The sequence below is a fragment of the Methanobacterium sp. SMA-27 genome (assembly GCF_000744455.1).
Taxonomy (GTDB): Archaea; Methanobacteriota; Methanobacteria; order Methanobacteriales; family Methanobacteriaceae; genus Methanobacterium_B.
In genome coordinates, this window is sequence record NZ_JQLY01000001.1 from 1,768,954 (window position 1) to 1,781,674 (window position 12,721).

The 12,721-nt window shown below is 34.4% G+C and carries 16 protein-coding genes; 1 reads left to right on the forward strand and 15 read right to left on the reverse strand.

Annotation, left to right across the window (positions count from 1 at the left end; genetic code table 11):
• Positions 1 to 23: 23 nt before the first annotated feature.
• The 10 genes from DL91_RS08805 to DL91_RS08850 form a co-directional block, all read right to left on the reverse strand.
• Positions 24 to 875 (reverse strand): radical SAM protein, encoded by an 852-nt coding sequence (locus DL91_RS08805; RefSeq protein ID WP_048191133.1) that lies wholly within the window; start codon positions 873 to 875, stop codon positions 24 to 26.
• Positions 868 to 1,425, reverse strand: a complete 558-nt coding sequence (locus DL91_RS08810) for a methanogenesis marker 17 protein (protein ID WP_048191134.1) — start codon at positions 1,423 to 1,425, stop codon at positions 868 to 870. The genes DL91_RS08805 and DL91_RS08810 overlap by 8 nt, the downstream gene beginning before the upstream one ends.
• Positions 1,422 to 2,654 carry a methanogenesis marker 15 protein gene (locus tag DL91_RS08815; protein ID WP_048191135.1) on the reverse strand — a complete coding sequence of 411 codons (1,233 nt, stop codon included), beginning with the start codon at positions 2,652 to 2,654 and terminating at the stop codon, positions 1,422 to 1,424. The genes DL91_RS08810 and DL91_RS08815 overlap by 4 nt, the downstream gene beginning before the upstream one ends.
• On the reverse strand, positions 2,647 to 3,102 hold the full coding sequence (locus DL91_RS08820; protein ID WP_048191136.1) for a methanogenesis marker 5 protein: 456 nt from the start codon (positions 3,100 to 3,102) through the stop codon (positions 2,647 to 2,649). Before DL91_RS08820 ends, DL91_RS08815 begins: the two co-directional genes overlap by 8 nt.
• Positions 3,099 to 3,482, reverse strand: coding sequence for a DUF2111 domain-containing protein (locus tag DL91_RS08825; protein ID WP_048191137.1), 384 nt, complete (start codon positions 3,480 to 3,482; stop codon positions 3,099 to 3,101). The genes DL91_RS08820 and DL91_RS08825 overlap by 4 nt, the downstream gene beginning before the upstream one ends.
• Positions 3,479 to 3,904 carry a methanogenesis marker 6 protein gene (locus DL91_RS08830; RefSeq protein WP_048191138.1) on the reverse strand — a complete coding sequence of 142 codons (426 nt, stop codon included), beginning with the start codon at positions 3,902 to 3,904 and terminating at the stop codon, positions 3,479 to 3,481. Before DL91_RS08830 ends, DL91_RS08825 begins: the two co-directional genes overlap by 4 nt.
• Positions 3,882 to 5,420: a methanogenesis marker 3 protein gene (locus DL91_RS08835; RefSeq protein WP_048191139.1), complete on the reverse strand. Its 1,539-nt coding sequence runs from the start codon at positions 5,418 to 5,420 to the stop codon at positions 3,882 to 3,884. The genes DL91_RS08830 and DL91_RS08835 overlap by 23 nt, the downstream gene beginning before the upstream one ends.
• Before the next feature lie 25 nt (positions 5,421 to 5,445).
• Positions 5,446 to 6,432, reverse strand: a complete 987-nt coding sequence (locus DL91_RS08840; protein WP_048191140.1) for a methanogenesis marker 2 protein — start codon at positions 6,430 to 6,432, stop codon at positions 5,446 to 5,448.
• 29 nt (positions 6,433 to 6,461) lie between these two features.
• The gene (locus tag DL91_RS08845; RefSeq protein WP_048191141.1) at positions 6,462 to 7,586 is read right to left on the reverse strand and encodes a DUF2117 family protein; all 1,125 of its coding nucleotides are present in this window, start codon (positions 7,584 to 7,586) and stop codon (positions 6,462 to 6,464) included.
• A gap of 142 nt (positions 7,587 to 7,728) precedes the next feature.
• On the reverse strand, positions 7,729 to 8,232 hold the full coding sequence (locus DL91_RS08850) for a ribonuclease VapC (protein WP_048191142.1): 504 nt from the start codon (positions 8,230 to 8,232) through the stop codon (positions 7,729 to 7,731).
• A 485-nt stretch (positions 8,233 to 8,717) separates the two neighbouring features.
• Between DL91_RS08850 and DL91_RS08855 the strand changes: the two genes are divergently transcribed.
• Positions 8,718 to 9,248 (forward strand): molybdenum cofactor biosynthesis protein B, encoded by a 531-nt coding sequence (locus DL91_RS08855; RefSeq protein ID WP_048191143.1) that lies wholly within the window; start codon positions 8,718 to 8,720, stop codon positions 9,246 to 9,248.
• 35 nt (positions 9,249 to 9,283) lie between these two features.
• Here the strand turns inward: DL91_RS08855 and pyrE are convergent, their stop codons facing one another.
• The 5 genes from pyrE to DL91_RS08880 all read right to left on the reverse strand — a co-directional run bounded on the left by pyrE (position 9,284) and on the right by DL91_RS08880 (position 12,440).
• Complete coding sequence (pyrE, locus tag DL91_RS08860; protein WP_156096062.1) at positions 9,284 to 9,811, reverse strand: orotate phosphoribosyltransferase; 528 nt, start codon at positions 9,809 to 9,811, stop codon at positions 9,284 to 9,286.
• A 66-nt stretch (positions 9,812 to 9,877) separates the two neighbouring features.
• Entirely contained in the window at positions 9,878 to 10,042 is a 165-nt protein-coding gene (locus DL91_RS08865) for a hypothetical protein (RefSeq protein WP_048191144.1), read from the reverse strand.
• Positions 10,043 to 10,134: 92 nt separating this feature from the next.
• The gene (locus DL91_RS08870; RefSeq protein ID WP_048191145.1) at positions 10,135 to 10,389 is read right to left on the reverse strand and encodes a PRC-barrel domain-containing protein; all 255 of its coding nucleotides are present in this window, start codon (positions 10,387 to 10,389) and stop codon (positions 10,135 to 10,137) included.
• 244 nt (positions 10,390 to 10,633) lie between these two features.
• The gene (locus DL91_RS08875) at positions 10,634 to 12,220 is read right to left on the reverse strand and encodes a sodium:solute symporter (RefSeq protein ID WP_048191146.1); all 1,587 of its coding nucleotides are present in this window, start codon (positions 12,218 to 12,220) and stop codon (positions 10,634 to 10,636) included.
• Between the two features lie 13 nt (positions 12,221 to 12,233).
• Complete coding sequence (locus DL91_RS08880; RefSeq protein ID WP_048191147.1) at positions 12,234 to 12,440, reverse strand: symporter small accessory protein; 207 nt, start codon at positions 12,438 to 12,440, stop codon at positions 12,234 to 12,236.
• Between the last annotated feature and the right edge of the window lie 281 nt (positions 12,441 to 12,721).

The window sequence follows — 12,721 nt, forward strand, 5'->3', positions numbered from 1 at the left end:
ATTAAATTTCATCCATAATTTTTTTAGTAATGACTCGAAGGTGTCATGTCAAGATGTTTGTCTTCTTTTCCAGGAACACCATAAGCATCTGCCCTACATTGCGTACAAGCCCTAAAAACAGGTATTATCTCTTCAACAGCATCTCTTACCTCACTTAATTCTGCACAGCCCGGTTTAGGAGTGTCTTTGAATTTGTGCATAGGAATTAAAGGTATAACATTCATTAGTGAAGCTCCCTGTTCTTTAACCTTCTTTGCGATATCTAATATATGTTTATCGTTAACACCAGGAATTAATACTGCATTAACTTTTACAACAACTCCCCTTTCAGCTAGCATTTTTATGCCTTCCAGCTGGTTTTTGGATAATATATTGAAAGCCTCTTCTCCAGTATAAAGTTCACCGTTATAGAATACATTCGAATATATTTTACTACCAATCTTAGGGTCAATTGCATTAACAGTAACAGTAACAGTATTTATATGAAGATCTGCTATTTCATCTGCCTTTTCTGGAAGTAAAAGTCCATTGGTACTCATACATTTGATGAGATCTGGAAATTCTGTATCCATACGTTTAAAAAATTCAAATGTTTCAGTGTTAAAAAGAGCATCTCCTGGCCCGGCAACTCCCACAACTGCTATGTTCATTTCTGAAGTCACTTTTTTGACATGTTCCACTGCCTGATCCACTGTCATTACACGAGATGCAACACCTGGACGCTGTTCACATTTATTTATCTCCCTTGTACAGAAGTCGCAGTGAATATTACATTTTGGTGCGATAGGAACATGTATTCTCCCTACTTTGTCGTGCATTTTCTCGTTGAAACATGGATGCACCTTGGTCATATGGGCAAATTTTGATTCATTCATTTTTAACCTCCTCAATGATTTCGTCGGTTTTTTTAAGCCATTCATCCTTCATAATTTCGTCTGTACATGTTAAAGCAATAATATTTCCTACAGATTTATGATCAATAACCCTGAAACCTTCAGGGATAATTCTGAATATAGCATCGTAAACTTTATTTCTAAGGTCATCCTGAGGGTCACGTACAACCATTCCTTTTAATTCTGTTTGAGGATCGTCTATGATAACTTCAAAACGATTAGGCTGGTGTATTTTGTTTCTTCCTTCAGTTTTCCAAAGTTTTTCCAGTAGATCAGGCAGGTATGTTTCATCATTGATCTTTATAAACATTTCATTTCCTTCTTTGTTGAATTTATATTCTGCAAAATCATCAATAACAATTGGTTGAGAAGCCTTTTCTAATTTAACAACAATTATAAAAATGGGTTCTCTGGGATCAACGTAAACCCGAAGATCGCCTATTGATCTAGACACTTGAACTTCCTGTAATATATGTCTAATTATCATGTCATAGACTTCTGCCCCATTTTCATCGTAACATTCTACCTTCATTTCTTAACTCCTAATCCGGATACTAAAAGTGCTGAACCAACAGCTCCTATGTACTGCGAGTTTTCGGGTACAATTACTTCAATTCCACCTAATACTGTACTTACAGCTTCAACAAGACCCCCTATAAGTGATGTCCCTCCAACTTGGATAAGAGGTTCCCTTAGATCAATCTCTTGAAGTTGTTGTTCGTAAACCTGTTCTGCAACCGAATAACAAGCAGCTGCTGCTACATCTTCCTTTGATCCTCCTGCTGCTAATGAGGTTACAAGGTCTTGAATTCCAAATACTATACAGTAACTGTTTAATGCTGCATTTTTGTAGTTTCCTTTTAGTGCTAATGGGCCAAGTTCGCTTATATCTATACCTAATCTTCTTGCAGTCATTTCAAGGAATCTTCCAGATGCCCCTGCACATATTCCTCCCATTGTGAAGTTGTCAGGTATTCCATCGTTTACTGTTATGACCTTGTTATCCATTCCTCCAATATCAAGAACTGTTGCTTCACCTTTCTGCCTGTTTGCAAGGTAAACAGCACCTTTTGAGTTAACGCTGAGCTCTTCTTGGATAAGTTGAGCATTCATATGGTGTCCTATTCTCAGTCTCCCATATCCTGTAACACCCACACCATCAACATCCTCAAGTTTGTAATCTGTTTCCTTGAAAGCCTGTTCCATTCCAATGTTAGCTGTTTCTATAACATCTGCTGTGGGTAACCAACCAGTACCTATTACCTTGTTATTCTCCATAATAACTACTTTTGTTGTTGAAGAACCTGAATCTATACCTAATGTAAGGCCTTCCTGCTTTTCTCTTGCAAGTAGACTTTTTCTAGCAACTATAGTTGAAAGTGCTTCCATTCTTATGAATAGTTCATCTGCCTTGGTTCGTTCTGTAAATGAATATGTTACAACGGGTAGATTGGTGTTCTTTTGTATGAATCTCCTTATCTCATTCCTTACAAGTGCACCTTCTGCACATCTAAAACAAGTAGCTATAAAAACTGCATCTGCATCTGTTTTTCCTTCGACTATGGATGTGGCTCTGGCTATCATCAGTCTTATACCAGTACTTGCTGCATTAAATCCAAACTTTTTATAAGCTTCATCTATGTAGTCCAAATCTGCTTCAGGTATGATCATTTGGGCCCCAAATGTTTCTGCGGCCTTTTCTATCTCTTTTTGAATACCACTATAATCTGTTCCGCATGATATTTGAGCTATTTTAACCATTTGATTCCTCCGACTTCTCTAAATTGTCTAAGAATGTATTGATCTTGTTGACAACTTCCATTGTTTCTTCTTTGGTTGTTGGATAATGTAGTTCTAAAAGAGGTATTCCACGTTTTCTGAGGCAGAACATTGAAAGTTCATTGGTTCTAGCACACCCAATACATCCAAAACCAAAAGGTGCATCTTCCATTATTATTGCTGCTTCAGCAGCATCTATTAGAGGACCAAATATTGCCATTCTGCCTCTAACACCTGAAGGCACTTCAATTGCAGCATATTTAAGCCCTTTAATAGGTTCTTCTTCTGTAATATTTAATGGTGGTGAATCTATTTCAACGTCAGTAACCCTTTTTCTGATTTCTTTTTGCAAAACAAGTGGTTCATGGCCCCTTCTTTCAATGAGATCTGCAAGTATAAGTGAGTTAGGTGGGAAAATTGCTATTTTCAATAGAATTCCCCCCTCGAGTTATCTTTATCAAACTGTTCTGGTCTTTTAGTTATTTGCATTATATCACTGTAAATTCCTTTTGTTGTATCCACAACACCTATTGAAGCTATTACTTCATCATTTTCTAATAAAGGAACCACAAGAACTGGTACGCCTTTGTAAGGACCATAATTCGGAGTTTCATTGGATATTTTTCCATTTTCAAGTACTTTTTCAAGTATTGGGCCTGAATAATCATTGTCAATTACTTTACCCTCTTCGATTCTAACTCCTCTTGTGTTTTTAGTTCGCATGGTTATGGGAAGTCTGTTCACGAGTTCGTGTATTGCAAGTGCCAGGGGTGTAATTTCATCCCCAGTTGATGATTTTGTAAGGTTCATTTTTCACTCTCCTCTGCAATTTTTTTAAATGTATCAACCGATATCTTCCCTGGTTTTTTAAGACTGACTTTTTTAGGATGTTCAAGGGCTTCACTTACATAGCCTAATAGTTCAAACTCCTTTTCAAGCTGATGAAATCCTTCCCTTGCACCGCCCCTTTTTGCTCTGCATCTTCTTGGATCTCCCGGTGGAAATCCTCTGTCTTTGGTGAATATATTACAATAGTCAAGTTTCCGAATTTCCTCAACAGCCTTGTTAACATCAGATTCATCACCATTAATAATTGCACCATAACATGTTGATTTAATTGTGAGTGGAAATTCCATCATATGAAGCTTTCTTACAAGTTCTGTTTGACTTATATTTGCAGCAGGTCCTAAAATAATCATACGGGTAACTTTAGAGCTTTCTTCTTGCGACATAAACTGTGTCTCCTTCCTTGAATTTTTCAAGATTCTCTATTCCCTTAACAATTTTTCCTATTATATTGGTTCCTAAAAATGGTTCTCCTGTGGGTCCAAATTCATCGTTGTCTTCAAATCTCACTCCAACAACACCTATTTGTCTTCTTGACATATTGGTTATTCCTATCTCACCAGCTTTTACACAGCCTTTAGGCGGGTTTTCTGGTATAAGTCCTTTGGATTCCATTGGATTACCCTTGAACATCATTACTTTCATTCCTGGAAAAGCAAACATTACATCCAATGAACCAACAGGTGAATCTAGAAGTCCTGTTATTTTCTGGAAGTACCATGATGATTTAGGTGCTTTATCTGTAATATCAATGTATACTATCTTATCTTCAGGAACACCTACTGTTCTAACCTGATTTTTCTCTATTATTTCCATTGTAAATTGTGGTTGCTGTTCAACAATCACTGCATCATCATCATCTGATCCTTCCCTTATTTGTTCAATGCCCCGAGAGTCTAAAAATTCTTTTGCTTCCTTTTGAGTCATAGAAAGAGTCGTAACCCTCTTTGGAACCGTTTCAATAGTTATTTTATCATCTTTATTTGCAATATCTATGAGCTGTATTCCCTTTGTTATCTTACCCACAATTGTATGGTTTGGTGTTGAAACCCTATCTTCTCTGTACGCATATATACGACCTATACCTTTTCCTTTATTTCTTAAGGTAACTGTTCCCCTTTTTCTTTGATCTATATATTCTGCATCCTTACCAAGTCCCTGTAATCCATAAAATCCAATAAATGAATCAGATTCATAATCCACATGGAGTTCACCCTTTTCTGAAAGTGCAAAGAAATGTTCAACTGAACTTGGAGATTTTTTTGTTGGCTCAATCAGTACATAGGTGAATATTTCATTTCCATTTGTAATTTTGGTTTCAAGTTTAGTTATTGCAGCGCTTTGAACAATGCTTTTTCTTTCAACAACTGGTGTAACACTTTTAATATAATCTTCATCTGTAAGATTCATTATTGTTCTTTTTCCACCTACAACCCTTGCAAAAACACCTCTATTCTCTTTAGGAGCCCCGTAAACTCCTTTGTGTTTTTCCTTACTGAATATTATATGTGTTGCTTCAGCTGTAAATCCTGAAAGACTTAATATTACATCCCAATTCTGATATTTGTATTCTTCCCTTGATGGTGTGAGGTCAGTTGTGATTGGTCCTATTGCTACTTCGTTAGAAGTTGTCCATCGTATCCTTAGCTTTTCTAATTCACTGTAATGATGTTTCCATGTATCAAGCAGTATGTCTGGACAGTCTTTTAAAAGTTCGATTATTATGCTGCCCCTTGTTGTATTAAACCTATACTTATTAACATGTCTTTCAATCTCTTCTTGGCCTTTGATTACACCTAAAACACAACCCTCTTTATATGGTGCGCCAGAAGCATTCACCGCATCCTTTATTGTAGAACCATCTGGGAGTTCGATTTCCTCCCCATTGACCTTCACAAGCATAAGATCTCCTCTTTTAGGATTTTAATTAAGATCTCTCTTCTTTAATACCCATAATTATATCATAGTTAAAATCAAAAACAACTTTTTCTTGATTATCATGTCTCAAGTTAAGCTTTTTATCTTCCGTTATTATACCTGCAACTTGAGAGGTGATGTTAACTTCCTGTAACATTTCAATGCATTCTTTAACATTTTCTTCCTTTAAAGTAAGCACAAACCCAGATCCCGGATACACTTTTAACCATTCATCCCAGCTTACTTTGTTGTTTCTAGGGATTTTGTCGAGTTCAACTATTGCTCCAACTCCAGAGGCTTCTAAAAGCATTCCAAGGGTTCCAAGTATTCCAGGATTACTAATATCCTTACCTGCTGTTAGAAGATGTTTTTTTGCAATGCTGTTCATAACTGTAATCTGTGACTGGACCAGTTCGGGTGTCTTGTGTGATGTAGTATCCCAATTCAATGGAAATTTTGGATGCTGTCGACCATCTAGATCCATTCCAATAATAACACTGTCACCTATCTTTGCCCCACAACTGGTAATTACATCATCTTTACCTACTATTCCAGTTATTGAAACATCAAGAGCTGTGTATGGTGTGTCTGGATGAATATGTCCACCTACCATTGGAATTCCAAATTTTTCAACACCCTCTTTAATTCCCAACATTATTTCATTGCAAATATCTTCTTTGTTTACTGAAATCACATTGGTCATTCCCATTGGTACACCACCCATCGCTGCAATGTCATTGACATTGACTAGAACAGAACAGTATCCTGCCCAACGTGGATCACCCTCTATAAGCCTTCCCCACATTCCATCAGCAGCCATGAGTAATAATGTATCATTTCCAATATCTAATGCTGAAGCATCATCACCAAATCCTAGAGCGGTTCTACCTCCAATATTGTATGTTTCATCAAGTATCTGAGTAGCTCCTCTTATAAAATTTTTCCTGGTAATTCCATCATAATTTCTTAAAGAATTAATAAGAATGTCTAAATCCAAATTTCCACCTCATTTTAGGTTTAATAATTCTAGTTGTATTTTAAATTATATCTGTTGGTGGTGTTGCTAATAATCTGTATTATTTTACTTTTAAAATTTTCTAAATTTTCGATTTCCATGGTTTGTTTACCATTAAATAGTTCTAAAAATATCTTATTGCCTACTATATCATCCAAACCACTTTCAAGCTCCACTATCATCGATCCAACTGTTTTAAATCCTTCTTCTACAACTTTGTCCAGATCTCCATCAGTTATCCCTATTATCGGTACTTTGAATCTATAAAGTATATCTCCTGCAACCAGTGTTGTGTCATCTCCAACAGTTACAACAAGATCAGAATCTTTTAATTGGTAAATGTCCTCAGCAGCATGGCTTAAATAGGATATATTCAATTTGGAATTGTGTTTATTGTATTCCTTTCTTTCTAATATCCTGGGAGGGATTCGAGATCTTCTTAACAATCCTGTTTTAACCACTGCACTGTTTAGATCTATGATTCCAAGTTTTTCAACACCATGATCCTTAATTTCTCCGCCAATAATATTTTTTAATATCCCTCTTTCTGCAACAAGTATAACTTCTGAAGAAGTTGACTTCCCAACTACTATGCCATTTAGGAAAATATTTTCATCCTTTGATACACCTGCAATTTTTCTGTAAACAGTTGTTTCATCTTCTATTGTATTGTATAATGTATCATTTTCCATTTTTTTAATTACAGTTGAAGGTCTCAAAACGTTTAGATCTAATTCTCTAGCTAATTTTTCTGCTAGATCAATCTGATTTTCATTCCACGGTATTACTGTTCCATCGGGTTCTCCGGGTCTTTCAATTTGAATAAGTTCTGGAACACCCTTGCACCTACTAAAAACCTTGTATCCAAATGCATGTCCAGTAATATTGGATTTACCATAATTAATTAAAATAACTACATCTGAATTTTCTGAAATTTTGTCAATTGACTGGCTTGGAAGCAGCTTTTGGTTGATATCTATTACTTCTTCCATTTCCGCGTCAATAACGGCTGTTCGACCCATTGTACCCCCTAGCCTGGCTGTTACATTGCCATAATTTTCTAGAAGTCCCAATATCTTCTTGGCAAAACCAGTGTCAACTATTTGAGGTCCATGAACAACAACACCTATTTTCATCATCACATCAGTTTTGAGTTTAAGTGTTTTTATAATTATCTATAAAAAAAAATTCATAATATTTTAACATAATCTGATAAAAACATGAATATTTGATGATTCAAAAAATGAGCTTATTCTAATTCAGTATTTTATATTTAAACTATTTTTTTAACCTTTTTTTTATAATACGAGTTCCACATATTTCACATTCATCATACATATATTCTGGAGGGTATTTTTTTTTACATCCCTTGCACACCTTTACCCACCCATATATCCCCTTAATTCCCTCGGTTAAAACACTCCTGTAGGGCATTTCAACTATTTTAAGAACATTTTGCATCGAATAATCATCTGTAACGACTACAGGATTCATAGATTCTCTTTTAAGTCTAAATGCAAGTGCTACAAGATTTTTATCGGCTTCAGAAAGTCTTAATACATCCCCTGATTTTATTATAACCTTAGAAACATTTTTAATATCTATTAATTCAGGTTCCAAAATCCGTATAGATCTTTGCTCAATTGCAGATTCTAGAATCAATTTAGATTTCAAATCTTTTATCTCAGAAATAACGGATGCTGTAATAAAATTCTGGTACTTTTTTGAGGAAAAACCACCTATAATTGCAGATGCATCAAGAACATATACTTTATGGTACATATATTCATTTATTTCTTCTTTAAATAATATAAATTGATTAGTTTTAATGAAAAGTAAAAAATAAACATAAATAATTAAATCAAAAAACCTCCTGTTTACTCTTTTATTTTAATTATTGGAGCTTAAAGATCGCTTTTTATAATTTTAAGGGCCAATGTGAAAAAGTTTTTATGTTATAAAAAACATACCCTACCTATGAGGGAGGGTATAATTAGACTCCTCTTAATTTTTTTCGCAAAAAATTAACCGCCTCCGATTTGGACCTAATGCCCTCCCTCACCCCATAAGGAATAAATTAACATCATTTAACTAGTTTTTTTAATAATAAACTCTTCTTTGTATATTCTATTTCGATTAATATTAGATGCCCAATTTAAATTGCAAAATAATTTAAATTCCAATAAACAAAATATATTTTAAAAACTTTTATAATGAATTTAGATTGAAAATAATTAACCATATTATATCAATCAATAGGTGATCCTATGAAAAGTAAAAGCATGGAAGAACACAAGAAGAATGTACCTAAATCAATAAAATTCGGAATTATTACATTAAGTGACAGTAAACATAAAGATTTTTTAGAAAATAAAACCACCGACATATCTGGTAACTTAATAATAGATTCACTGAAAAAAGAACACAAATTAGTATTCTATTCAGTAATTCCTGATGATTCAGAACTACTACTTTTGACTGTTGAGGACATAATAAAAGAGCGTGATGCAGATGTGATAATCACAACTGGTGGCACTGGTATTGGGGTTAGAGATATAACAATTGAGACTTTAAAACCACTTTTAGAAAAGGAAATTACTGGTTTTGGTGAAATATTCAGATATGAATCATACAAAGAACTGGGTACAGGAGCAATATTAAGTCGTGCAACTGCAGGTGTTTATAAAGGTACACTAATTATTTCATTACCTGGCTCTCCAAACGCTGTAAATACTGGTTTAAAGATCATCACACCCGAATTAAAACATCTTGTAAAACATATGCATGAGGGATCATAGGAATCTTTTATATTGAAAATAAAAAAAATTGTCATTTACAAGAAATCATTTACTGAAACTAAAGGTTCCAATTCAATTCCTTCCCTTTTTAAATTATCAATTGCTCCTTCATCTCTATCAACAATTACAAATGCTTTTTTAACCAATCCCCCATTTTCTGATACTGCTTTAACAGCTTTAATAAGGGAACCCCCTGTAGTTGTAACATCTTCAAGAACAATAACTTTATCACCCTCTTTAAGGTCTCCTTCAATTAGTTCTGAAGTCCCATAATCCTTTTTTTCCTTTCTTATCATCAGCATAGGGATTGATGACAAAATAGAAACAGCAGTAACTATTGGAATAGCTCCAAGTGCAGGTCCTGCTACTTTATCCGTATCATTGATATCTAATTTTTCAGATATTATTTCAGCTACCTTTGAAAGGATTATAGGGTCTGTTATGGCTCTTTTCATGTCAACATAGTAGTTGCTCTCTTTACCCGAAGATAGGGTGAACTTTCCATATTTCACTACATGGTTATCTTTCAGAAGTTTTATGAGTTGATTTTTAGTGTTTTCCATGGGGATCACTTGAAAATATAGATTATTATTACTTATATTGGATTTATATAATTAATTAAATTATGATCATTTGAATGATTTATTGCTATCTCCAGTTTTGAAACTTTCACAAGATTTGCAAACTGCCTTTTGAATATTGTAACATTTTCCACAGATTATGCTGCCACAAAGAGTGCATGTGTACATTTTACCTGGTCTGCCACATATACTACAGATACCACTAACTTCCAAATTAATTCACCTACTAAAAAAAATTAGTTGATTATATAAAACATAATTTTAATTGTAATCTTTTTATAAAATAAAAAATTAGTTTAATTTATTTACTGTTCAGTTCCTTCTCCTTCTTTGATGGTGTCTTTTAAAAGTATTTTATCTCCAATCTTCTTTACCATGTCATAAGGTACTATTGTTTCACCCTTAGATATTCCAAGACCCTCTGAAATTCCGCCCTTTCCAAGTATAAACGCTTCTAATGTTTTGGTTTCAAAATCTACCTCTACATCCTTCACCTTACCAATTACAATTGCAGAACTATCAAGAACTTCTTTTCCAATAATTTCTTCTATTATCCTCATGGTTTCACCTTTATATAACTATGATTAGCTTACAAAATTACGATCTTATTTAAGTTTAATATTATACTTAAAGTTTTATTTTAAAAAAGAAAGGGAATCTGCATGTTTTATTATTATAAATAACCAAAATTGAAACTAGATATTATTAGGAATAATTAATTGTTAGAAATTAGTTCTTTTTATTCCAAGTATTTTAATATTTCAAAAATAACATTAAAAAAATAAAAAAAAGAAATGGGTTTATTTATCCCACATCTTTAAATGCTTTGTCTAGTATTTCCTTACTTGGTGGTTTAGTGAGTAAACTAACAACTATTGTTAATATAAATGCTAGAGGAACACCAATAACCAAAGGATCTACTGTTGGCCAAGGCATAGTTGTTATTAAAACCACTTTACCTGTCAAAGCTTTGCATACTCCAAGGGCTGCTGCTGCTTTCTGGTTTATAAACAGATATGAAATAGCTGTGTATACTGTTCCAACAACAAGTCCCGCAATTGCACCTTCCTTGGTTGTACGTTTCCAGAATAATGCACAAACGTACATGGCAAGGAAAGCAACCGCTGTCAAACTGAACCACATGGCAGTACCTACTGCAATGATATTTGCAGGGAGTATAAAACCGAGTATGACTGCTATGAAAACAGCTACAACAATACCTGCTCTAGCAACCATTACAGAGGATCCTCCTACTTTATTTGATAATGTTTCATATATGTCTCTTCCAAGAGCTGTTCCCTGAACATGGAACTGTGCACTTAATGTTGACATTGCTGCTGACATTAGCGTTATCATGAACAGATATGCAAACCACAGAGGCATAGCCGTTGATATAAAGAGAGGTATTATTTTATCGGCATTACCTCCTGCTGCTTGAATAGCTATCTGTCCAGAATGTTGCATAAAGTAGACATTTGATAAAGCACCCACAATAAATGCTGTTCCTGTCATCATGGCTATGAAAACTCCACCAATTAGAACAGCTCTGTTAAGTTCTTTGTTGGATTTTACTGTCATGAATCTTACAACAAGTTGTGGTTGAGATAAAACTCCTATTCCCACTCCCAGTATCAGCGTACTGACCAGCGTCCACCAAAAGGCACTGCCAAGTGTTGGCATCGACGTCCATCCTGTAGCCCCTGTACTTGATGCTGCGGCTGGTACCATTGCAGACATTCCGGAAAGTAATTCATTGGCATGAACAACCCCACCAAGAAGCCAGTAAGTTGCAACTAAAAGGAATGCCATTCCAAAGAACATGATGGTTCCTTGAAGGGCGTCAGTATACATAACACCCCTAATTCCTCCGAAAACAACATAAACAGCAACTATCACTGCCATTGCAACCAGTGCTATATTGTAGTTAATGCCCAGTGTTGTTTCAACAAATCTGGCCATACCTATCAAAACTACCCCTGCATAAAGGGGCATTGCTAGGAATATTACCAACCCACTGAAATATTGTATAAAACGACTATTAAATCTCTTTGATAAAAATTCTGGGAATGTTAATGCACTTAAATTGTGCCCCATTTTTCGGGTTCTTTTCCCAAAGAATACAAATGCTATAAATATTCCAACTAAGATGTTCAAAAATGTGAGCCATAACAGACCCATACCATAAACTCCTGCTGTTCCCCCAAAACCAACAATCGCAGCGGTACTTATGAAAGTTGCACCATAACTTAATGCCATAATATAAGGATGAGTATTTCTGCCTGCAACCATGTAGTCTTCAGAACTTTTGGTTCGTTTCCATGCAACATAACCAACGTAGAAGACCATGAGGAGGTAAATTAAAATTACTATACTGAGTATGAACAAATCCATTTAAATCAAACTCCTAACCCTCTTCATCCCATAATCCGAGTTCTTTTTCTTCCATATCCTTTTCTTTATCATGCCATGCTATTTCTTCAGAAATTTGCCCTTTCTCATCGTCGCCGCCCTTATTCCAGTTAATAATACCATAAACTACACATAAAAGCGTTGCAAGGATACAACCGATATATGCAGCCGAAATCCAGGGGTCGCTTATTCCCAAAACCACTGTCGCACCTCCATTAAGATTGAATTTTTATTAACTATATACATTAATAATGTTAAATCTAAAAACCTTTTAAATCTTTCTATTAGTTCTGAGGTTTAGTTAAAATAGTTCAACTTTTTCATAAGACTTCTGAATAAATTTTAATATATCTTCAATTATTAAATATTATTAACAACATAACTAATCAAGAAAATTAATTGGATTATTTAAATTGGAATAATAGTTTTCCAATGGTAAATTAGTAATAGTTTTTATTTAAGTGATTTAAATCCCAATTTATG